Consider the following 22001-nt stretch of genomic DNA (forward strand, 5'->3'; position numbering starts at 1 on the left):
CGCGTCAGGACGCGCGGTCCGCCCCACGTCGTCGGAGCGGGCGGGGGCCGGGGCGCACAGGGGTGGGGCCGCACCGGGGCCGCACCGATACGGCGGTGCGGGGGTGCGGCGGTGCGAGGGTGCGGGACGCGCCGCCGCGCTCACGGGGGCGTTTCTCGTCGCCGCCTCAAGAATTCCGCTCGGCATCCGAAGGCCGCCACTGCGCCACGTCACCCTCCTGGGGGGTGACGTGGCGCTGTGGCGTGCGGCGGGCGTGGACCGTTCAGTTCCAGAGCGGCTGGTGCACCGTCCTGGGATATCCGTCCGGCCTGCCGTCGGTGTACGTCAGGCTCATGCGGGTGTAGTGGGACAGCTGCGGCTGCTGCTTCCACGTCCGGGGGTGGTCGAGCCGCACGGTGACCGGGCACGAGCGGAAGGTGCCCGCCGCGCAGTAGGGCTTGCAGTCGTTGACCACGTTGACGCCCGTGGCCACCGCGCGCTTCGCGTCCCACCGAGTCCAGTGCAGCGAGGTCAGGCGGCTGTTCCCGTCGCCGCAGGCCAGGATGAAGTCGGCCGGGCGGACCTGGGACCGGTCGAAGCAGTCCATGAGGACCGTGCTGCTCACCTGCCGGCCGGCGGTGTCCGCCGACCGCGGTGCCGCGGCGGGTGCGGCGGCGGCCGTGGCGGTCGCGAGGGCCGCGGCGGCGCCGAACATGACCGCCGCCCTGAATACGTTCTTGGCCATGTCCGCTCCCGGAACCTCGTCGCGGAGCCCACCGGCCACGCGTCCTCGCCCGTCACCCCGCCGGGCACGCCGGGGCCCGGACCCCGCCGAGCGCGCCTCCGCGCGGGCGGAATCCTCGGTTCCGACGCTACGGCCCCCGCCGGAGATGCACCACTCGCACGGCCCAACGCGATCCATGACCGCGGGCTCGGGCGGGGGCGGATCAGGCGGGCGGGTCCTCGGACCGGTCCTGCTCCTCCAGAGGCGGCATGAAGGCGCGCAGCCACCGCTCCGTCTGGGCGACGTGCGCCTCCGCGGCGCCGGCCGCCGCGCCCGGGTCCCGGTCGGCGATCGTGGTGGCCATGACGCGGTGGTCCTCGTCGCTCTTGCGGCGCAGCTCGGGGCCCTCGGGGAGCGTGAAGACCTGGTACTTGCGGGAGCGGGCGCGGAACACCGAGAGCAGGGAGGCGAGCGCGGGATTGCCGGCGGCCCGGGCGATCTCCGCGTGGAACTCGTGGTCGAGCTCCGATGCCTCGGTCGGGTCGTCGGTCGCCTCCATCGCGTCGCAGAGCGAAAGGAGCGTCCGCACCGTCTCGGGGGTGCGGCGCGCGGCCGCCTTCGCGGCGACGTGGGCCTCCAGCACCCGCCGGATCTCGTACACCTCCAACAGGCCGGACAGCGGCAGGAGTTCGAGGGTCAGGGAGAGGCTGCCGATGACGTCCTCGGGGCGGAGCGGGGAGACGTAGGTGCCGGAGCCGTGCCGCGGCTCGATCACGCCGAGGGCGGCCAGCATCCGTACGGCCTCGCGCAACGAGCCGCGGGAGACGCCCAGTTCCTCGCAGAGGTCGGCCTCCGGCGGGATGCGCTCACCCGCGACCAGGCGGCCCGTCGCGATCATGTGCCGTAGCCCGTGGAACGCCCTGTCGACCGCCGACATCCGACTCCTCCCCTGACGGGCCGGCGGCACCGCCGAGCCCGGGTGCACTCTAGCGAGTCCACCCGAGTCATCAGATGTCCTGGGCGTCTCGACCGCAACTCATCTGATGACTTCTTGTGTATGACCCTTGCCTGGCCGGAAAATGCCGTGCAGGATGCCGAGTCATCATACGAGTTCAGGTGACGGTCCGATGTCTCGTACGGCGCACCCGTGTGCCGTACGGCCCTTCGGATCCCGGCGGACGAGGAGACATGTGAGCGAGACCGAGGTCACCACCGCCCCGCGCCCCCTGCTGCTGGCGGACGGCCGGCCCGCCGCCCGGGCGTGGTCGCTCGACCCGGCCATGAAGCACCTGAACCACGGTTCGTTCGGGGCGGTCCCGCTGGTGGCACAGGAACGGCAGAACGAGCTGCGCGCCGAGATGGACCGGTCGCCGGTGGTCTGGTTCCCGGCGCTGCCGCAGCGGATCGCCGACACCCGGGTGGAACTCGCCCGCTTCCTGCGGGCGGACGCGGACGACCTCGCCCTGGTCCCCAACGCGAGCGCCGGGGTCAGCGTCGTCTACGCCGGCCTCCCGGACCGCCCCGGCGGGGAGATCGTCGTCACCGATCACGGCTACGGGGCGGTGACCATGGGCGCCGAGCGGCTGGCGCGCCGCTGGGGCGGGCGGGTCCGCACCGCGCGGGTGCCGCTGGACGCCGGTGAGGAGCAGGCGTACGAGGCCGTGGCGGCGGAGCTGAGCGACGCCACCGGGCTCGTCGTCCTCGACCAGATCACCTCGGCGACCGCCCGCCGCATGCCGGTCGAACGCGTCGGCGCCCACGCCCGGCGGCTCGGCATCCCGCTGCTCGTGGACGCGGCCCACGCACCCGGGCTCATCGCCGCCCCGCTCGACGGTCTGGACTGCGATTTCTGGGTGGGCAACCTGCACAAGTGGGGCTGCACGCCGCGGGGCACCGCCGCGCTGGTGGCCCGTGGTGAACTGCGCGAGCGGCTCCACCCGCTGATCGACTCGTGGGCCGCCGCCGATCCGTACCCCGACCGCTTCGACCAGCAGGGGACGGTGGACGTCACCGGCAGTCTGGCCGCGCCGGCCGCGCTGGACTTCGTCGAGCGCACCTGGGGCTGGGACACCGCCCGGCGGTACATGGACGACCTCGCCGGCTACGCGGAACAGGTCATCGGTGCCGCCCTCGCCGAATTGACGGGGGAGCCCGGCACGGTCGATGTCGGGATGCCCGTGCCCGGCATGCGCCTGGTGCGCCTGCCGGCCGGTCTGGCCGCGAGCCGCGTCGAGGCCGACGCCCTGCGCGACCGGGCCGCCGGGGAGCTGGGCGTGGAGACGGCCTTCACCAGCTTCGACGGCATCGGCTATCTGCGGCTGTCCGCACACGTCTACAACACCCCCGCCGACTACGAGTACTTCGCCGAGACCTGTGTCCCCGTCCTCGGCGAGTGGGCCCGCACCGCACGGGCCCGTTCCGGCACCCCGTGACACCGCGCCACCGACAACCCCCGTCCCCCGAAGCCGCCTTGAGTGCGGCAGATCCAAGGAAGAGGTCGGCACGATGAAGAGAAGGACGGCAGCCCTGGCCCTCGGCACGGCCGCCACGATGGTCCTGACCGGCTGTTCCGCCATGGGCGGCGGCGACAGCGGCACGGTGACCCTCAACATGGTCGAGAGCCTGACGAACCCCGCGCGCACGAGCCTGCTGAAGGACCTCATAGCGGACTTCGAGCAGCAGCACCCCAAGATCAAGGTCAACCTCATCTCGCCGCCCACCGAGCAGGCCGACCAGAAGATCCAGCAGATGCTCCAGTCCGGCAGCGGTGTCGACACCCTGGAGGTGCGGGACATCACGGTGGGCCCGTGGTCGAACAACGGCTGGCTCCACGACATGAAGAAGGGCCTGACCGGCTGGAAGGGCTGGGACGCCATGACGGAGAACGCCGTCAAGGCGTCCCAGGACACCAAGGGCAGGACGTACTTCGTCCCCTACGGCTTCTACGGACTGAGCCTCTTCTACCGCACCGACCTGATCAAGGACGCCGGGTTCTCGGCACCGCCGGCCACCTGGAAGGAACTGCTGAAGCAGGCCTCGGCCGTGCACGACCCCGCCAAGCGCCGCTACGGGTACGCCTTCCGCGGCGGAGCCAACGCCAACAGCAACGCCACGGCCGCCATCGAGGCGTACGTCGCCGACAGGATCGACCCCGCCGACGGCTTCAAGCTGAAGGACGGCAGCACGATCTTCTCCGCGCCCGAGGCCCTCGACGCCATGGAGACCTACGTCGAGCTCTTCAAGGAGGCCTCGCCGAAGTCGTCCGTCTCCTGGGGCTACCCGGAGATGGTGGAGGGCTTCTCCAACGGGTCCACGGCCTTCCTGCTCCAGGACCCCGAGGTGATCGCCACCGTCTCGGAGTCCAAGGCGATCTCCGCGGACCAGTGGGACACCGCCCCGCTGGTCGCGGGCCCCAGCGGCAAGACCGTGCAGCCCCTCGCCACCGCCGGCTGGGGCGTGGCGAGCGGCAGCAAGCACAAGGCCGAGGCGCTGAAGCTCGTCGAGTTCCTGTCCGAGGGCAAGGCGTCGACGGCCTTCACCAAGAAGAACAGCCTGGTGCCGATCCTCAAGTCGGCCACCGAGGACCCGTTCTACAAGACCGGCCCCTGGTCCAGCTACGTCACGATGACGGAGCACCCGGAGAAGTACCTCAACGTCAGCCAGCCGCGCGGCGTCGCGTGGTGGACCGAGTGGCAGCAGAAGGCCGACGCCGACATCCAGAAGCTCGTGCTCGGCAAGACGACGCCGAAGGAACTTCTGGCCGGCTGGGACGCGTACTGGACCGAGAAGCGGCAGCAGGAGAAGTAGCCATGCCGACCGCGTCCGGAGCGACGAGTACGACGAAGAAGACGAAGGCGGCGAAGACGAGGACGGCGGGCCCCTCCGGTGACGGGGGCGCCCCGCCCGCCCGCGGCGCGGCGCGGGGCCGCCGCAAGCCGGAGTTCACGTCCCGCCGGGGACTGCTCATCGCCGCCTTCATGGCCCCGGCCGCGGTCTTCGTGGCGGTCTTCACCTACTACCCGATGCTGGCCGGCAGCCAGATGGCCTTCCGCCACTGGAACCTGTCGGACCTCACCGACACCTCCTGGGTGGGCCTGGACAACTTCCACGACGTCTTCGCCGACCCCGCCTGGGGCACCGTCCTCGGTAACACCGCCGTGTGGGTCTTCGGGTCGATCGTGCCGCAACTGGTGATCGGTTTCGCCCTGGCCCTGTGGCTGCGCCGCAAGTTCCCCTTCCGCGGCCTCTACCAGGCGCTGGTGTTCTTCCCGTGGGCGATCTCCGGCTTCCTCATCGGCATCCTGTTCCGCTGGATGTTCAACAGCGAGTTCGGGGTCGTCAACGACCTGCTGCAGAAGGCGGGTCTGATCGACGAGCCGGTCGCCTGGCTGGCCGACCCGCAGACGGCGATGTTCGCCGTGGTGGTTGCCAACGTCTGGTACGGGGTCACGTTCTTCACGATCATGATCCTGGCCGCGCTGCAGTCCATCCCCGACGAGCTGTACGAGGCCTCGGCGCTCGACGGCGCGGGCAAGGTGCGGACGCTGTTCCGGATCACCATCCCGTACATCCGCGTCACGCTCGCACTGACCGTCCTGCTGCGGATCATCTGGATCTTCAACTTCCCGGACCTGATCTTCGGGATGACCGGCGGCGGACCCAACAACGAGACGCACATCGTGACCACCTGGATGATCAAGATCACGCAGCAGGGCGACTACGGCAAGGCGTCCGCGCTCGGCCTGATCGTGGTCGCGACGCTGCTGGTGTTCGCCGTCTTCTTCCTCCTGGCCACGCGTGAGAAGCGAGAGGTGAAGCCGTGATCGGCAAGGAGTCCACGGCCGGACGGGCCGCCAAGTTCACCTTCCTCGGCCTGTGGGTGGTTTTCACCGTCTTCCCGCTGTACTGGATCACGGTCACCTCGCTCAAGGCGCCCGGCGACATCTTCGCCTTCCCCCTCTCCTACTGGCCCGAGCACGTCTCGCTGGAGAACTACCGAGGGCTGTTCGCCAAGGCCGACTTCGGCGTCTACCTCACCAACAGCCTCGTCGTCGCCACCGTCGCGGGCGCGGTCGCCACCGCCATCTCGATGCTGTCGGCGTACGTCCTGGCCCGCTTCGAGTTCCGCACCAAGTCCGCGCTGCTGATGGCGGCCCTGGTCACGCAGATGATCCCCACCTTCATCGCGCTGGGGCCGCTGTACCTGTTGATGACCGACCTGAACCTGGTCGACAACCGGCTCGGCCTCATCCTGGTCTACATCGCCGTCTGCATCCCGTTCTGCACGGTGATGCTCCGGGGCTTCTTCGAGAACATCCCGGACGCCCTGGAGGAGGCCGCCATGATCGACGGCCTGTCCCGGTTCGGGGCGCTGTTCCGGGTGCTGCTGCCGGTGATGCGGCCCGGGATCGTGGCCGCGTTCATCTTCAACTTCGTGAACTGCTGGAACGAGCTGTTCCTGTCGGTGACGCTGATGAACAGCGACAGCAACAAGACCGTCCCCACGGCCCTGAACGGGTTCATCTCCAGCTTCAACATCGACTGGGGCTCGATGTCGGCGGCGGCGGTCCTCACCATCCTGCCGACGATGCTCCTGTTCGCCTTCGCCAGCCGCCACATCGTCCAGGGACTCACCTCGGGCGCGGTGAAGGGATAGGCGAGGCGCCGGGACCGCTGACCAATTCACGTACCTTCGAGGGGAGTTCACCGTCCCGGCGGACGACGACGAGGCGGACGTCGTCAGGGGCGTCTCCCACGGCGACGGCGATGCCGGGGTCCAGCTCCGCTACGGCGTAGGCGGTCGTGGCCGACCCCGGCACACCGTCGTCCCCGTCGTTCGGGGTGTCGTCGCACGCCGGGACGACCGCCTCGCCGAGCGCGTCCCCGACCGTGAACGGGATGTTGGCCACGTCCTGGTACGTCCGGCCCTCGTACTCGACCAGGAAGGCGCAGGACGAGGCGGCCTCACCGCCACCACCGCCCACGTCCGTGCAGGCCACGGCGGACGCGACGACGGCCGCCGCGACCGCCGCCCGCACGCCTCTGCCCCGGCTCGTGTGCAGCACCGTTCCCATCGGGAGACCTCCTCCGGAAGCCCCTCGGCTCCCGCTCGGTTGCATACCGGAGGCCGGGGCAGTCCTGCCGCGCCCCCGTCCCGGACCTTCACCACTACGACGGAGAGGGGGCCGTCTTCGTTCGGCCGGAAGGACTTCCGTGGCGGGTGTCGATCCGGTCTGCCCTCGTTCGACGCAGGGGTGAGAGTGGAAGACAACGGACCGAGGAGCACCTCATGCCCAAGCTGCGTGGACACAACCTCACCGTCTCGGTCGACGGCTTCGCCGCGGGAACGCGGCAACGCCTGGAGGCACCGCTCGGCGACGGCACCGACGGCCTGCACACGTGGATGTTCGACGCCCTGCGGGACCGTGCCGACGGCAGAAGGGGCGTCGACATCGACTGGGTCGAACGGTCCGAGCGGAACGTCGGCGCGACCATCATGGGGCGGAACATGTTCGGGCCGCAGCGCGGCCCGTGGGAGGACGAGTCGTGGACGGGCTGGTGGGGCGACAACCCGCCCTTCCACCACGACGTCTTCGTCCTCACGCACCATCCGCGGCCGTCGGTGGCGATGAAGGGCGGAACCACGTTCCACTTCACCGACGAGTCCGTGCATACGGTGCTGGAGCGGGCGTTCGAGGCGGCGGGCGGCAGGGACGTACGCGTCGGCGGCGGAGCGGCCACGGTGCAGCAGTACTTGCGGGCCGGTCTGATCGACGAACTGCACCTGGCGGTCGTCCCGCTCCTCGTCGGCCGGGGCGAGCGGCTGCTCGACAACGTGGCCGACGCGATCGGCGACTACCGGGTGGCCGAGACGGCGGCCTCACCGGCCGCCACCCACGCACTGCTGGTCAGACGCTGACCCGCGGCTCACGCCGGAGAAGGCTCCCTCCCCGCCGGGGCAGGGGAGCGGGGTGGGGCAGGAGCGGGTGTCGTCGGAGAGCGGGGTGGGTCAGCAGCGGCTGTCGTCGGGGGAGCGGGGTGGGGTCACGAGCGGCTGTCGTCGGACTGGTTCGCCCGCTCCGCCTTCTTCTCCTTCAGGCGCACGGTCTCCTTGCGGACCTCGGCCTGGGTGGCGCGCTCCCGCCGGAGCCAGGACGGGTTCTCCTTCTTGAGCTCCTCGATCTGCTCCGTGGTGAGCGCCTCGGTGACCCCGCCGCGGGCGAGCCCCGCGATCGAGATGCCCAGCTTCGCCGCGACCACCGGGCGGGGGTGCGGACCGTTCCGGCGCAGCTCCTCCAGCCACGCGGGCGGGTCGCTCTGCAGGGCGCTCAGCTCGGTGCGCGAGACGACACCCTCCTGGAACTCGGCGGGGGTGGCCTGGAGGTACACACCCAGCTTCTTCGCCGCGGTGGCGGGCTTCATGGTCTGGGTGGTCTGCTGCGACGTCATGGTGTCAAGGGTAACGAGCATGTGCGCCGCCTCTGACCACGCCCGGTAGCCTGGCCAGGTGACAGGCTCGGAAGCAACCCCCTCGTTCCGGCTCGCGTATGTCCCGGGAGTGACACCCGCCAAGTGGGTGCGGATCTGGAACGAGCGCCTGCCGGACGTCCCGCTCACCCTCGTCGCGGTGCCCGCCGCCGAGGCGAGCGGCCTGTTGCGCGACGGCGGCGCGGACGCCGGCCTCGTCCGGCTCCCGGTGGACGGTACGGACCTCAGCGCGATCCCCCTCTACGCCGAGACGACGGTCGTCGTGGTCCCGAGGGACCACATCGTGACGGCGGTCGACGAGGTGTCCGTCGACGACCTCGCCGACGAGCTGGTGCTGCATCCCCTCGACGACGTCCTGGACTGGCAGAAGCTGCCCGGGCGGCCCGCCAACGAACGTCCGGCCACGACCGCGGACGCCGTGGAACTGGTCGCGGCGGGCGTGGGGGTCGTCGTCGTCCCGCAGTCCCTCGCCCGGCTGCACCACCGCAAGGACCTCACCTACCGGCCGGTGGCGGACGCCCCCGAGTCACGCGTCGCGCTGTCGTGGCCGGAGGAGCGGACCACCGACCAGGTCGAGGACTTCATCGGCATCGTCCGCGGGCGGACTGTCAACAGCTCCCGCGGGCGTCCCACGGCCCCGGCCGCCCCTTCGGCCCAGCCCAAGCGGAAGCAGCCCCCGAAGGGCGACGCGCGCCGCAAGCCGGCGGGCGGCAAGCAGGGCGGCAAGAACCCCCGGAGCGGTTCCGGCGGTTCCGGCGGCGCCACCAAGGGCGCGAAGCGCGGAAAACCCCGCCGCCGCTCGTAACCCGGTTCCGGCCGGCCGATCGCGCGCCGCTCCTGACCCGCACGGCAGGAGCGGCACCACTGAGCCGACCGCCGGTTCCATGCGCAGATCGGGCTACCGAAAGGCACGCCCAGGCCACCGAACGTCAGTCGTCAGCCGCCGGGGCGTCGGCCGCTGAAAGGCATGGCCAACAACTTCCGTCAGCTCGGGACCGGGGCTGGGCTCACGCGGCCTCACTGCACCGCAGCGGCTCTGCCGTCCCCTGCGGCGTCACCACGTGAGGAGGCCGGGCCGTCAGCCGTCGGGCCGCCGACCGCTGACGGGCATGGCAGGCGACGCCCGTCAGCTCGGGACCGGGCTGGGCTCCCGGCGGCCGCACCACACCTCGGCGGTTCCGCCTCCCGGGCGGACTCACCACGTGTCGACGAACCCCCGGCCCTCCCGGGGACCAACCTGCTCGTGGCCGTCGAGGGCGGCGAGGATCCACTCCCGGGACTCCGCCGGGTCGATCACCGCGTCGATCTCCAGTGCGGCGGCCGCGTTGACCGCCTTGCCGTGCTCGTACAGTTCGGCGACTCGGGCCGCGAAGGCGCGGTCGCGCTCCTCGGGGTCCTCGATCGCCTCCAGTTCCTTGCGGTAGCCCAGGCGGACCGCGCCCTCCAGGCCCATGCCGCCGAACTCGCCGCTCGGCCAGGCGGCGGTGGCCAGCGGGGCGCGGGTGGAGCCGCCCATCATGGCCATCGCGCCGAGCCCGTACGCCTTGCGCAGGACGAGGCAGACGAGCGGTACGCGCAGGTTCGCGCCCGTCACGAAGAGGCGCGCGAAGTGCCGTACCGTCGCGGTCCGTTCGGCGTCCGGACCGACCATGAAACCGGGGGTGTCGCAGAGCGAGACGACCGGGAGGCCGAACGCGTCGCAGAGCTGGAGGAAGCGGGCCGCCTTGTCCGCCGCGTCCCGGTCGACGGCGCCGCCCAGATGCGCCGGATTGCTCGCGAGGAGCCCCACGGGACGGCCCTCGATCCGGACGAGTGAGGTGAGCACGCCCACGCCGAACGCCGGCCGCAGCTCCAGCACCGACCCGGTGTCCGCGAGCGCCGTCACGGCCGCCCGCATGTCATAGGCGCGCCGGCGGTTCTCCGGCACGACGTGGCGCAGCAGCCGCCGGTCCGGCGCCTCCCAGCCCTCCCGCGCGCCCTGGAAGTACCCGAGGTAGCGGCGTGCCACGCGGACCGCCTCCGCCTCGTCGGCCACGGCGATGTCGACGACCCCGTTGGGCTCCTGGACCGACAGCGGTCCGACCTCCTCGGGCCGGTACACCCCGAGGCCGCCGCCCTCGATCATCGCGGGACCGCCCATGCCGATGGTGGCCTCGGGGGTGGCGATCACGACGTCGCAGCAGCCGAGCAGGGCCGCGTTGCCGGCGAAGCACCGACCCGAGGCGATGCCGACCAGCGGGACCGTGCCGCTGAGGCGTCCCATCCGCTGGAACGTCGTGATGTTGAGACCGGCGACGGCGGTGGTGTCCGTGTCTCCGGGCCGGCCCCCGCCGCCCTCGGCGAACAGCACCACCGGCAACCGCCGCTCCTCCGCGACGCCCAGCATCCGGTCGGTCTTGCGGTGGTTCTGGTGCCCCTGGGTGCCCGCCAGGACCGTGTAGTCGTACGACATCACCACGCAGGGCGCTCCGTCGACCCGCCCCGTGCCGGTGACCATGCCGTCGGCCGGGGTGGAGCGGATCAGGTCGTCCAGCGAGCGCCGCCTGCGCTGCGCGGCGATCGCCAGGGCGCCGAACTCCGTGAAGCTGCCCGCGTCGCAGAGGTCCTCGATGTTCTCGCGGGCGGTACGGCGCCCGAGCGCGCGGCGCCGGGCCACGGCGTCCGGGCGGTGCTCGTCCAGACCGAAGGCGTGGCGGCTGCGCGCCTCGGCCAGATCGGGCCGTACGGCGTCCAGGTCGACCGTCCCCACGGTCCCGGTCCCGCCGGACGCGTCGCTCGCCCCGTCCAGCTCGACCAGGGGCCGCCCCTCCCGCACGGTGTCGCCGAGGCGCGCGTGCACGGCACGGACGACTCCGGGGGCCGCCGCCCGGACGACGTGCTCCATCTTCATGGCCTCCAGCACGACCAGTTGCCCGCCCGCCGCCACCCGGTCGCCCGGGGACACGTCGACGCCGACGACCGTGCCGCTCATGGGGGCGACGGCGGTCCCCTCGGCGGGTGCCGGGGCGGCGTCCTCGGGGACCAGCTCGGCCAGGTGCTGCTCGACGAACCCGGTGTGCGCCCAGAACTCCGGCCGGTCGAGAACCGCGCGCAGCAGCGGGACGCCCGTCCGCACCCCCTCGACCGTGAACTCGTCCAGCGCCCGCCGGGCCCGCTCGCAGGCGGCGGCGACCCCGTGCGGTGAGGACACGATCACCTTGGCCAGCAACGAGTCGTAGCGGACGCCCACTTCGGCCCCCGCCCGCGCGGCGGTGTCGACCCGGACCCCGGGCCCGGTCGGCACGTCGAAGCGCGCGAGCCGGCCCGCCGACGGACGTACCGTGCCGTCCGCCGCCGTGACCTCGGCGTTCACCCGGGCCTGCACGGCGTGGCCGCGAGGAGCCCGGGGCTCACCCGCCAGCCCCAGCGCCTCCAGCGTCTCGCCCGCGGCCAGCCGCAGCTGGACGGCGACCAGGTCGACGCCGGTCACCTCCTCGGTGACCGTGTGCTCCACCTGGAGACGGGGGTTGGCCTCGATGAAGCGGAACTCCTCGCCGCGGACCAGGAATTCGAAGGTGCCCAGTCCGGTGTAGCCGGTCGCCCGGGCCATCCGCAGGGCACAGGACAGCAGCGCGTCGCGCACCCGCGGCGGCAGTCCGGGCGCCGGTGCGATCTCGATCAACTTCTGGTGGCGGCGCTGGGCGCTGCAGTCCCGGTCCCACAGATGGGTGACGGCGCCGGTCGCGTCGCCGACGACCTGCACCTCGATGTGCCGGGCACCCTCCAGCAGCCGCTCCACGTACAACTCGGGCCTTCCGAAGCCCTGCTGGGCCTCCGAGCGGCACCGCTCCCAGGCGTCGGCCAGCTCTCCGGCCGAGCGCACCACCCGCATCCCGCGGCCGCCGCCCCCGCCCACCGCCTTGACCATGACGGGGCCGCCCGCCAGGAACTCCCGCGCCTCCTCCGGGCTCGTGCCGCCGCGGGTCCCCTCCAGGACCGGCACGCCCTGGTCCACGGCGAGCGCGCGTGCGCGCGCCTTGTCGCCGAACAGCGCCAGCACCTCGGGGGAGGGGCCGACGAAACGGACTCCGCCGGCCAGGCACCGGGCGGCGAACCCGGCGTCCTCGCTGAGGAATCCGTACCCCGGGTGGAGGAAGTCGCAGCCGCGCGCCGCGGCCAGCAGTGCGTCCGCGTCCAGGTAGCCGGCCCCGCCCAGCGGCACCGCCTCGTCGGCGTAGCGGACGTGCAGGTCGTCGTCCGGGGCGTACACCGCGACGGTGCGCAGCCCCGCCTCGGCCGCGGCGCGCAGGACACGTACGGCGATCTCCCCGCGGTTGGCGACGAGTACGGCGGCAGAACCCATGAGCCCCTCCGGGAAACCGTGGTCGGCCGCCATGCTCATTGACATTGACGTCAACGTCAATATGCTCGCGGCGTGACAGCCGACGAACAGGCGGTACGGCGGGCGTGGGCGACCCGCACAGCCCGCGACCGCAGCGAGGCCCCGGCGCGCGGCAGGCTCCTGGACGCGGCCGAGGCCGTCTTCGCGCGGCTCGGCCACGGCGCCGCCACGGTGGGCGACATCACCGCCGAGGCCGGGATCTCGCGCGCCGGCTTCTACGTGTACTTCGCGTCCAAGGAGGAGATCTTCCGCGTCCTCGCCACACGGGTCAGGGACGCGTTCCTCGCCGCGCAGGACGTGCCGGACGTGGACGACACCGACGACGTGCGCGCCGTCGCGACGGCCTCCGTCGGTGCCTTCGTCGCCGCCTACGCCCGCCATCTGCCGCTGCTCGGACCGCTGGCGGAGCAGGCCCGGACCGACCCCCGGCTGGCCGAGCTGTGGCAGGAGATCTGCGAGCGGCCCGTGCACCGCCACGCCCGCTACATCCGCCGCGTGGCCGCCGAGGGCCGGGCCGCCCCGGTCGCCGAACCGCTCGCCGTCGCCCGCGCGGTCGGCGGCATGTGCGTCGAGTTCGCGCGGCTGGCCGCCGCGGATCCCGGTACGTACGACGACGCGGTCCGGGACGTGACGGCCATGTACCTCAACCTGCTCGGAGTCCGCCCCGGCCCGAACAGCCGCACCCGCCATAGCACATGAGCCGGTGACCCGGGCACTGGAGCGCCCGTCGCAAAGGGCGTCGGTGAAAGACGGTTGTGGGAGCGCTCCCAACTAGGCAGGATGCGGTAGTGACTTCCTCTCCCGCCGTACGTCCGTACCGCCCGCAGGACCGGGCGGCCGTCGAGGACATCTGCGTGCTCACCGCCCACAACGGCGGTGACAGCAGGCCCCATTACAGAGATCCCGGGATCTTCCCCGCCGCCTTCGCCCTCCCGTACGTCGAGCTGGAACCGGACCTGGCCTTCGTGCTGGACGACGGGCGCGGACAGGCGGTGGGGTACGTCGTCGGCGCCGCGGACACCGCCCGTTTCGCCGAGACGTTCCGCGCGAAGTGGCTGCCCCGGGTCGCCGATCGCTATCCGCTTCCCTCCGGCCCGCCCGCCAGCGCGGACCAGGCGATCGTCGCGCTGCTGCACGACCCCGAGCGCATGGTCTTCCCCGAGATGGCCGCGTATCCGGCCCACCTGCACATCGACCTGCTCCCCGAGTGGCAGGGCCGCGGGCACGGCCGTGCGCTGATGAGGGCACTGCTGGCGGCCCTGCGGGACAAGGGCGTCCCGGCCGTCCACCTGGTGATGGTCACGGCCAACACGCGGGCCAGGGCGTTCTACGACCGCCTGGGCTTCCACGAGATCGACGTGCCGGACCCCGGACCGGTCACCTGCCTCGGGCGTACGACGGGACGACTCGACCGACTGTGAGCGCCCGCTCCGCGCCCGTTCCCTCGGGGCCGTCACTCACCCGCGCAGTCCGGAGGCCGCGACCGTGACGGGGGGAGGTGCGGTGCCTCGGCGCGGCCGTGCACGGCGTGGTCCCTCGGCCGGGGCGGCGCCGGCGGCCAGACGGGCCGGTGCTCCGCGGGCAGGTCCAGCAGGGCCTGACCGACCGTCAGCCGGCTGGGCAGCAGTTCCGAACTGCCGGTCTGCGCAAGGAGTTCGGTGAGCCGGCGCCCCGCCCCGGCCAGCATGAGCTTGCCCTGCCTGCGCTCCAGCAGCCAGCGGACGGCCAGCAGGCTGTTCAGGCCCCGCGAGTCGCAGAAGACGAGGGCGGTCACGTCCAGCACGAGATGCCGGTGCCCCGCGTCCACGCTCGCTCCGAGCGTGCCCAGGAAAAGCTCCTCACCACTCTGGTCCAGCTCGCCGCTGACCCGCAGGACCGCGCAGTCGTCACAACTGGTGATCTCGGTGATGGTCAGACGGTGGGTCTGTGTGGACATCGCACCTCCATCCAGCCCTCGTGCGGTGAGCCACTACTACCAGAGCTCCCCTGCACGTCCCTGCCGGTCCGGGTCCGGCGAGCGGCCCGGACGCTTCCCCTCAGGCCTCCCACGCTGGGCCGTCCCGCGGTCCGGGCGCCGCCCGATCGTCACCCGTACGGGTGCGTGTGCCCCGCATTCCGGGCGCCAGGGCACCTCCGGCGGAACCCGTCCGCCCGCGACGCCCCGCACGCGCCGTCGCCGCACCGGGCCGGGCCCGTGCGCGTCCCGTACGCCCGTCCGGTCCCGCACCGGCCGGTGCCTGTCACCGGCCTGGAGGTGGACCTTAGCGCGATGTGCACCCGAACCGGACACGATCGCCGATTCCGGCCACCAGCCAGAGGATTGGGGATGGCATCGGCGGGGCCACGGGACGCGCTGGTGGCGGACCGTCAGGAGGGCGTCGCCGTCAGGGAGTCCGGGACGAGCGGGCGGAGCGGACGAGCCAGTCGTGAGCCGCCCGCGCCGTGAACTCGGCCTGGCCGCCGCGCAGCAGCAGCGCGGCGGTCGCGAACGCCGGGTCGTCGGCCTGGGCGGCGACGTAGGGGACGGCGACGCAGCGCATGCCCGCCGCGTGCGCGGCGGCGGCGCCGGGGGCCGCGTCCTCCAGGACCACGCAGTCGGCGGGGGCCGCCCCCAGCCGGCGGGCCGCCTCCAGGAAGATGTCGGGTGCGGGCTTGCCGTGCGCGACCTCCTCGGCGGAGACGACGGTGGTCAGCCACTCGTCCAGGCCCGTGCCCGCGAGGATCGCCTCGATGGCCTGCGGTGAGGAACCCGACGCCACGGCCATCGGGACCCCCTCGCGGGCCAGCAGCTCCACGAACGTCCGCATCTCCGCGTACACGGGCGTGGCCGCGCGGGCCAGCTCCAGATAGCGGCGGTTCTTGTCCGCGAGCAGGACGTCGAGGGGCGCTTCGAGGCCGTAGCGCTCCTTCCAGAGCCGCAGCGTCTCCCGCGTACTGATCCCGACGTACCGTTCGTGGTCCGCCCAGGTGAAGTCCGTGACGCCGTGCGCGGCGAGCGTCCGCCGGCCCGCCTCGAAGTAGTTGGGCTCGCTGTCCACGAGCGTTCCGTCGAGGTCGAAGACGACCGCGGTGCCGCCGAGAGTGCTCATGGCCTCCAGGATGCCAAGGGCGCCGTCCCCGCCGCGCGGCCCGGCCGTGACCGGAGCCGGGAGCGCGGCGCGTGCCTCGCCCCGGCTCGCGGGGGGTCAGCTCTTCGCCGCCCGGCCCATCGACTCGACCAGCGGCAGCAGCCGGTGCGGGACGCGCTCGCGCAGCACCACCTCGGTACGGGTGCGGACGACGCCGGGCAGGCTGATCAGCGACTGGATGACGTCCTCCAGGTGCGCGTTGTCCCGCGCCACCACCCGGGTCAGCAGATCACCGCCGCCGGTGATCGAGAACGCCTCGACGATCTCCGGGACGGCGGCCAGCGCGTCCCCCACGTCGTCGAGGTTGCCCTGTGTCACCTCGATGTGCACGAAGGCGAGCACGGGGTGGCCGAGCGCGGCGGGGGACAGGGCGGGGGCCGTGCCGGTGATCACCCCGTCGCGCTCCAGCCGGTCGAGGCGGGCCTGGAGCGTGCCGCGGGCGACGCCCAGGATGCGCGCGTACTCCCGCACGCTGGTGCGCGGCTGTTCGAGGAGCAGCCGCAGGATGCGGGTGTCGAGTTCGTCCACGGCCATGGTCCGTTGGCCTTCCTGCTGTCACGGGTGATCCACTCCGACTGTACCAATGGCTCAGTGAACGGTGAGCCGGTTGAGCCACTGCCGTCCTGATGCTTTCCTAGGGCCTATTGATGGCGCCGCGCAGCGCAGGACAGGCAATGAAGCCGGATCCGTGCCCGCGGCGCCATTCCCATGTCCTGAGGGGATCGCCCGAAGGCCGGGTCGACGAGAAACGGGGGCGGCTGCCGCACGTGAAGAAGATGTTCAGGGCTCCGGATCCGGGACTGTTCCGGCTGCGGGTCTCGCTGCGGGCGGTGCTCGGCATCGGCCTCGCCGTGACCGTGTCGGAACTGGCGGGACTGTCGCTGCCGGCCTCGATCACGGGCGGGCTCGCGGCACTCCTCGCGCTGTTCACCGTGGGGGACGCGACCGTGCGCGGACAGGCGGTCACCACCGCCCTGCTGCCCGTCGTCGGCTTCCCCGTCCTGGCGGTCGCGACGGTGCTGCACGGGGTGCCCGCGCTGCGTGACGCGACCTGGCTCGCGGTGATCTTCGGCGGGGTGTACGCCCGCCGCTGGGGGCCGCGCGGTCACGCGCTCGGGATCTTCGCGTTCATGATGTTCTTCACCACGCAGTTCCTGCACGCCCTGCCCGGCCAGTTGCCGCAGCTGTACGCCGCCGTCGCGCTGGCCCTGGCCGCCTCCTCGGCGGTCCGCTTCGGCGCGTGGTGCATCGAGCGGCGCACCCCGCCGCCTCCCGCGCCCGCGCCTCTGGACGGACGGGGGCTCGACCGCCCGGCCACCCGCCAGGCCTTCCAGGCGACCGCCGCCTGCGCCTTCGCCGTCGCCGCCGGCCCGCTCCTCTCGCACGAACGCTGGTACTGGGCCGTCGGCACCGCTTGGTGGATCTTCGTGAACACGGCGTCGCGCGGCGAGACCCTGGTCCGCGGCTTCCGGCGCGTCGTCGGCACGGTCACCGGCATCGGCGCGGGACTGCTGGTCGCCGTCCCCCTGCACGGCGCCCCGGCGCCCACCGCGGCGCTCGTGGCCGTCTGCGTCTTCGGCATCTTCTACACGGCGGCGCCCTCGTACAGCTGGATGATGTTCTTCGTCACCGTCATGGCCGGCCTGCTGTACGGGCTCCTGGGCGTGCTGCACCCGGGACTGCTGGCCCTGCGCTTCGCCGAGACCGGTGTCGGTGCCCTCGGCGCGGCGCTCGCCGTCGCGCTGATCCTGCCGATCACCACGCACGCGGTCACCGACCGCTGGGTGGAACGCGCCCTGCACGCGGTGCACGGCTGCACCGCGACGGCGGCACGGCGGCTGGCCGGTGACGCCGCCGCCGACCCCGCGCCCCGGGTGGCGGAGCTCGAAGCCCTGCTGGGGCGGGTGCGCTCGGCGCTCGCGCCGCTGGTCCATCCGCTCAATCCGCTGCGGGCGCGGAAGGCCAGGGCCCGCGAGGTCCTCGCCCTGCTCGACGACTGCGCCCGTGAGGCGCGCGGGCTCGCCGCCGTCGCCGCCGACCCGGACGCCTCGCACGACGCCCGCCTGACCGCCGCCTGCGGGCGCGTCGAGGCGGCGATGGCGTCCCTCGTCGGCGCCGTGCCCGAGGGCGCCGTGCCGGCCCACCCGGCCGCCCCGGGCCATCACCCGGGCGCCGAGCAGGCCCTGGCCCATCTGCACGGCCTGGAGCGGGCGCTCGCGGCCCTGGCGGGCCCGCTGCGGGGCTCACGGCTCCTGGGCGCCTGAGAGACCCCGGCACAGCCCGGCGAGGCGGGCTGCGCCGGGCGAAGGTGCCTACGCCGGTGAGGTTTGCACGTACGGCGAGATGCGTTCGCCCGGTGAGGCGCGTATGTGCGGCGAAAGCTTGGGCGCACGGGGGAGATGCTCACGCAGGCGAGACGCACACGCAGGGCGAGGCACGCACGCACCGCAGACGCTCACGCAGGGTGAGGCGCGCACGTGCGATGAGATACCCACGCACGACGCGAGGCCCACGCAGGGCGAGGCGCGCACGCACGGCAGATGCTCACGCAGGGTGAGGCGCGCACGCACGGCGAGGCGCGCACGCAGGGCGACCGCATGCGCGCGGCGACCGTCCGTACGACGAGGGCATTCCCGGGGCGCGCACACGTGGCGAGGCGCGCACGCAGGGCGAGATGCTCACGCGCGGGCGAAGCTCGCAAGAACGGTGAGGCGCGAGACCGGAAACGCCGCCGTACAGGAGCGTCCGGCCGCCGTCGGCGTACGCCCCGCCACGGACGGTGGCCCCGTGGCTCCGTGGCTCCGTCGCCCCATGGCCCCGGCGGCCCTCCGGCCGGGCGCCGGCGTCCCCGGGAGTCGTCTCCGCGGCGGGCGGGCGACCGTGCCCTGCTCGGTCCAGACGGATGATCCCGCGCTGCTACCGTCGCCCCGGACAGCGCAGCAGCGAGAGGGGACGGCAGTGACAGACGACGTCAGGCGGCAACCACGGGCGTTCATCGGGTCGTTCACGGCGGCGGGCGGCCACGGTGTGCTCACCGCGGCCGTGGACGAGCAGCGGGGCACGCTGACGGTCCTGAGCGCCGTGGACGGCGTACCCGACCCGTCGTACCTCGCCCTGTCGCCCGACGGCGGCACGCTCTACACCGTCAGCGAGACCGCCGACGGCGCGGTGGCCGCCTTCCGCGTGACGGGCGACAAGCCCGAGCTCACCGGGCCGCCCGTGCCGGTCGGCGGCAGCGGGCCCACGTACCTCAGCCTCCACGGCGGCCACGTCCTGACCGCCAACTACGGCTCGGGCAGCGTCACCGCCGTGCCCGTCCGCGCCGACGGGAGGCTCGCCGACGCCCCCTCCGCCGTGTTCGCGCACACCGGCTCCGGCCCGCACTCCCCGCGCCAGCAGGGCCCGCACGCCCACCAGGTGCAGCCCGACCCCAGCGGCCGCTGGGCCGTGAGCGTGGACCTCGGCACGGACTCGGTGCGGGTGTGCGCGCTGGACGGCGGAACCCTCTCGCTGCACCGCGAGACGGCGCTGCGGCCCGGCTCCGGACCCCGCCACCTGGCCTTCCATCCGCGCGGCGAGCACGCCTACGTCGTGAACGAACTCGCGCCCACCGTGACCGTCTGTCGCTGGGACGCCGCCGCGGGCACACTGCGGCCCTTCGGTGAGACCGCCGTGCTGCCGGGCTCCCCGGACGGCGACGCGTTCCCGTCCGGCATCGCCGTCTCGCCGGACGGGCGGTTCGTCTGGATCGCCACCCGGGGCGAGGACGTCCTCTCCGTCCTGGCGCTCGACGGGGAGGAACTGCGGCTGGTCGCGACGGTGCCGTGCGGCGGCACCTGGCCGCGGGCCATCGCGCTGCACCCCTCGGGGCGCTTCCTGTACGTCGCCAACGAGCGCTCCGGGGACGTGACCTGGTTCGCGGTCGACCCCGCCACCGGGATGCTGCGCAAGAGCGGCTCGATCGAGGCCACCGCGGCGTCCTGCGTGGTGTTCGGCTGACCAGTCGCCGGCCGTCACCCGCGACCCGTGGGTGCCGCCGCCTGACCGCCGGGCGCAGAGGGGCGGAGCCTGCTGCCAGGCGCGTACCGGGCCCGGGGAACCAAGGTGACCCGGCCCGGGGAGCCAAGGTGACGGTGACCCGGCCCGGCCCCGCACACGGCGAAGGGCCCGTTTCGTGGAAACGGGCCCTTTCGGCGTCCGAGGTGCGGGTGACTCCCGTCGGCGGCCCCGCGGAACCGCGTGGACCTGCCGGACGGGTCTAGCGGGCCGGCGCGCCCTGCGGCTGCTGCGGGGCGATGCCCAGCGCCGTCGTGTACTTGGCCAGGGCCAGCTTGCCGATCGCCGGGTACGGGCCGAGCGCCTCGGCGGCGGAGCAGCCCGCCTCCTTGGCGGCCGCGTCGAGCAGCCCCGGGTCCAGCTCGGGACCGATCAGGTACGGTGCGAGCGCCAGCTGCTGGGAACCGGAGGACCTCAGCTGCTCGGCGATCGCCGCGATGGAGCCCTCCTCGTCGAGCGCCGCCGCCATCACCGGCACCGCGAGCCGGGCGGCCAGCAGCATGCCGGTGATCCCGGCCGCCTGCACGGCCTCCTCGCCGCCCACCGACGCGAGGATGATGCCGTCCGCCGCGGTCGCCACGGTGAACAGCCGGGCACGGTCGGCGCGCGCCAGACCCGCCTCGGACAGGCGCACGTGCAGGGCCTCCGCGAGCAGCGGGTGCGGGCCGAGCACGTCGGTCAGGTCGGCCGCGACGCGGCTCTCCATGACGGCCTGGCGGATGCGGCGCAGCAGCGCGTTGTCGGGTCCCGCGAGCAGCGGCACCACGACGGCCACCGGGCCGTCGGGCTCGGCCACGTCCGCACCGGCGGCGCGCGCCTGCTCGAAGCGGGCCGTGCGCTCCTCGGCGGCACGGCCGAGCACGGACTGCAGGGTGGGGAACTCGGCGTCGTCGCCGTCCAGGTACCCGATCCGGGCGTCGAGGCCGGGGAGCTCGGAGCGGGCGATGCTCACGACCTCCTCGGCGAGGCTGCGCGTGGCGGCACTGGGAGTGCCCGGCAGCGCGAGGACGAGCGCGGGCGCGCCCTCGGGAGCCGCCAGGGGTTCCGGGCGGCGGTGCCGCCCGGGCTGGCGGGGTCGCGGCATTCGTACTGGCAGGCCGGACGCGGGCCCAGTGGGGGAGCTCATGGCGCCGCATGTTACTGGCTTCCTGGGCTCCCCTGTTCGGGGAGGGTGCAGGTGAGCGGTATCCGTCCGCTTTTGTCGCATGAGTTACGTACAGATTAGAAATGATCACTACGACCCCTCTTGACGAGGCGGCCCCGACCGCCACGCCATCGGACCTCGCGGATCGGGCGAAGGGTGTCAACCGGCCGTCTCGGACACCACGTGCAGCAGGCGCGCGTCCGGCGCGAGCGCGAGGTCGCCGCGGGCGAGGTCGACGGCGATGATCATGGCGCCGTGCAGGGGGTCGCCCGCGGCCGGCACCGTGCGGGCGTGCGGCAGTTGAGCCGCCAGCTCCTCGCGCAACGGTACGAGCAGCGGGTCCCCCATCTTGAACAGTCCGCCCGTGAGTGCGACGTGCGCCTCCCCGGTCGCGGGGCAGACCGCGGCCGCGGACTCGGCCATGTGCCGGGCCGCCGCCCGCAGGATCTCCGCCGCCACCGGATCGGCGCCCGCGGCCGTCGCCACCTCGGGAGCGAAGGAGGCCAGCACCGCGGGCCGGTCGGCGCGCGAGTACAGCCGGCCCGGCAGCTCCGGCACCGGCCCGAACCGCTCCTCGACGCGGGCCAGCAGCGCCGCCGAACCTCCGTGCCGCCCGTCGAAGGCCCGCAGAGCGGCCTCCAGTCCGGCCCGCCCGATCCACGCCCCGCCCCCGCAGTCGCCCAGCAGATGGCCCCAGCCGTCCGCCCGGCGCCAGCTCCTCAGGTCCGTCCCGACGGCGATCATCCCCGTGCCGGCGGCGATCACCGCGCCCGGCCGCCGGCCGAGGGCCCCCGTGTACGCGGTGACGGCGTCGGCCGCCAACACCACCCGGCGGACGCCCAGTTCACGCTCCAGGGCGGACGGCAGCCGGGCCCTCAGGTCGTCCCCCAGGGTGGCGAACCCGGCCGCGCCGACGGCGACGGCCCCCACTTCCTCGACGCCGGAGTCCGCCATCAGCCGCCGGGCCATCGGCAGCAGTTGTTCCAGCAGGTGATCCGCGTCGATGCCACGCGGGCCGGTGCGCACCGGTTCCGCGGACGTCAGCGGCCCGGGGCGGCCGGTGCCCGCGTCGGCGGGAACACCGAGCGCGGCCCGCATCCC

The 22001-nt window shown here is 73.5% G+C and carries 20 protein-coding genes; 10 read left to right on the forward strand and 10 right to left on the reverse strand.

Annotated features, from left to right (window positions below):
- Window positions 1-262: 262 nt before the first annotated feature.
- Window positions 263-724, reverse strand: a complete 462-nt coding sequence (locus tag ACWGIS_RS21960; RefSeq protein WP_453364134.1) for a hypothetical protein — start codon at window positions 722-724, stop codon at window positions 263-265.
- Between the two features lie 202 nt (window positions 725-926).
- On the reverse strand, window positions 927-1640 hold the full coding sequence (locus tag ACWGIS_RS21965; RefSeq protein ID WP_453364135.1) for a FadR/GntR family transcriptional regulator: 714 nt from the start codon (window positions 1638-1640) through the stop codon (window positions 927-929).
- Between the two features lie 253 nt (window positions 1641-1893).
- On the opposite strand from ACWGIS_RS21965, the gene ACWGIS_RS21970 reads away from it, so the two are divergent.
- The 4 genes from ACWGIS_RS21970 (at window position 1894) to ACWGIS_RS21985 (ending at window position 6359) form a co-directional block, all read left to right on the forward strand.
- Window positions 1894-3135, forward strand: a complete 1242-nt coding sequence (locus ACWGIS_RS21970) for an aminotransferase class V-fold PLP-dependent enzyme (RefSeq protein WP_453364136.1) — start codon at window positions 1894-1896, stop codon at window positions 3133-3135.
- A gap of 73 nt (window positions 3136-3208) precedes the next feature.
- Complete coding sequence (locus tag ACWGIS_RS21975; RefSeq protein WP_453364137.1) at window positions 3209-4510, forward strand: ABC transporter substrate-binding protein; 1302 nt, start codon at window positions 3209-3211, stop codon at window positions 4508-4510.
- A gap of 2 nt (window positions 4511-4512) precedes the next feature.
- A complete protein-coding gene (locus tag ACWGIS_RS21980) occupies window positions 4513-5526 on the forward strand; it encodes a carbohydrate ABC transporter permease (RefSeq protein WP_453364138.1) in 1014 nt (337 codons plus the stop codon).
- Entirely contained in the window at window positions 5523-6359 is an 837-nt protein-coding gene (locus ACWGIS_RS21985) for a carbohydrate ABC transporter permease (RefSeq protein ID WP_453364139.1), read from the forward strand. Before ACWGIS_RS21980 ends, ACWGIS_RS21985 begins: the two co-directional genes overlap by 4 nt.
- On the opposite strand, the gene ACWGIS_RS21990 is transcribed toward ACWGIS_RS21985, so the two are convergent.
- Entirely contained in the window at window positions 6334-6777 is a 444-nt protein-coding gene (locus ACWGIS_RS21990) for a DUF6281 family protein (RefSeq protein WP_453364140.1), read from the reverse strand. The genes ACWGIS_RS21985 and ACWGIS_RS21990 overlap by 26 nt on opposite strands.
- A 215-nt stretch (window positions 6778-6992) precedes the next feature.
- Between ACWGIS_RS21990 and ACWGIS_RS21995 the strand changes: the two genes are divergently transcribed.
- Window positions 6993-7622: a dihydrofolate reductase family protein gene (locus ACWGIS_RS21995; protein ID WP_453364141.1), complete on the forward strand. Its 630-nt coding sequence runs from the start codon at window positions 6993-6995 to the stop codon at window positions 7620-7622.
- Between the two features lie 125 nt (window positions 7623-7747).
- Here the strand turns inward: ACWGIS_RS21995 and ACWGIS_RS22000 are convergent, their stop codons facing one another.
- Window positions 7748-8152, reverse strand: coding sequence for a DUF5997 family protein (locus tag ACWGIS_RS22000; protein ID WP_453364142.1), 405 nt, complete (start codon window positions 8150-8152; stop codon window positions 7748-7750).
- 58 nt (window positions 8153-8210) lie between these two features.
- Here ACWGIS_RS22000 and ACWGIS_RS22005 point away from each other — a divergent pair, with 58 nt between their 5' ends.
- Complete coding sequence (locus tag ACWGIS_RS22005) at window positions 8211-8996, forward strand: LysR substrate-binding domain-containing protein (RefSeq protein WP_453364143.1); 786 nt, start codon at window positions 8211-8213, stop codon at window positions 8994-8996.
- 390 nt (window positions 8997-9386) lie between these two features.
- On the opposite strand, the gene ACWGIS_RS22010 is transcribed toward ACWGIS_RS22005, so the two are convergent.
- The gene (locus tag ACWGIS_RS22010; protein ID WP_453364144.1) at window positions 9387-12533 is read right to left on the reverse strand and encodes a carboxyl transferase domain-containing protein; all 3147 of its coding nucleotides are present in this window, start codon (window positions 12531-12533) and stop codon (window positions 9387-9389) included.
- A gap of 72 nt (window positions 12534-12605) precedes the next feature.
- On the opposite strand from ACWGIS_RS22010, the gene ACWGIS_RS22015 reads away from it, so the two are divergent.
- Both ACWGIS_RS22015 and ACWGIS_RS22020 read left to right on the forward strand, forming a co-directional pair.
- Window positions 12606-13271: a TetR/AcrR family transcriptional regulator gene (locus ACWGIS_RS22015; RefSeq protein ID WP_453364145.1), complete on the forward strand. Its 666-nt coding sequence runs from the start codon at window positions 12606-12608 to the stop codon at window positions 13269-13271.
- An 89-nt stretch (window positions 13272-13360) separates the two neighbouring features.
- Window positions 13361-13993, forward strand: coding sequence for a GNAT family N-acetyltransferase (locus ACWGIS_RS22020; RefSeq protein ID WP_453364146.1), 633 nt, complete (start codon window positions 13361-13363; stop codon window positions 13991-13993).
- 32 nt (window positions 13994-14025) lie between these two features.
- On the opposite strand, the gene ACWGIS_RS22025 is transcribed toward ACWGIS_RS22020, so the two are convergent.
- From ACWGIS_RS22025 to ACWGIS_RS22035, 3 genes are all read right to left on the reverse strand, one after another.
- Window positions 14026-14508, reverse strand: coding sequence for an STAS domain-containing protein (locus tag ACWGIS_RS22025; RefSeq protein ID WP_453364147.1), 483 nt, complete (start codon window positions 14506-14508; stop codon window positions 14026-14028).
- Window positions 14509-14956: 448 nt separating this feature from the next.
- Window positions 14957-15661 carry an HAD family hydrolase gene (locus tag ACWGIS_RS22030; protein ID WP_453364148.1) on the reverse strand — a complete coding sequence of 235 codons (705 nt, stop codon included), beginning with the start codon at window positions 15659-15661 and terminating at the stop codon, window positions 14957-14959.
- A gap of 96 nt (window positions 15662-15757) precedes the next feature.
- Window positions 15758-16234 carry an Lrp/AsnC family transcriptional regulator gene (locus tag ACWGIS_RS22035; RefSeq protein WP_453364149.1) on the reverse strand — a complete coding sequence of 159 codons (477 nt, stop codon included), beginning with the start codon at window positions 16232-16234 and terminating at the stop codon, window positions 15758-15760.
- 242 nt (window positions 16235-16476) lie between these two features.
- On the opposite strand from ACWGIS_RS22035, the gene ACWGIS_RS22040 reads away from it, so the two are divergent.
- Both ACWGIS_RS22040 and ACWGIS_RS22045 read left to right on the forward strand, forming a co-directional pair.
- Window positions 16477-17964: an FUSC family protein gene (locus ACWGIS_RS22040; protein WP_453364230.1), complete on the forward strand. Its 1488-nt coding sequence runs from the start codon at window positions 16477-16479 to the stop codon at window positions 17962-17964.
- Window positions 17965-18658: 694 nt separating this feature from the next.
- Complete coding sequence (locus ACWGIS_RS22045; protein ID WP_453364150.1) at window positions 18659-19699, forward strand: lactonase family protein; 1041 nt, start codon at window positions 18659-18661, stop codon at window positions 19697-19699.
- A gap of 259 nt (window positions 19700-19958) precedes the next feature.
- On the opposite strand, the gene ACWGIS_RS22050 is transcribed toward ACWGIS_RS22045, so the two are convergent.
- Complete coding sequence (locus ACWGIS_RS22050; protein WP_388904711.1) at window positions 19959-20882, reverse strand: sirohydrochlorin chelatase; 924 nt, start codon at window positions 20880-20882, stop codon at window positions 19959-19961.
- 177 nt (window positions 20883-21059) lie between these two features.
- Window positions 21060-21998, reverse strand: a complete 939-nt coding sequence (locus tag ACWGIS_RS22055; protein ID WP_453364231.1) for an N-acetylglucosamine kinase — start codon at window positions 21996-21998, stop codon at window positions 21060-21062.
- Between the last annotated feature and the right edge of the window lie 3 nt (window positions 21999-22001).

The organism is Streptomyces sp. NPDC054842 (assembly GCF_053611025.1).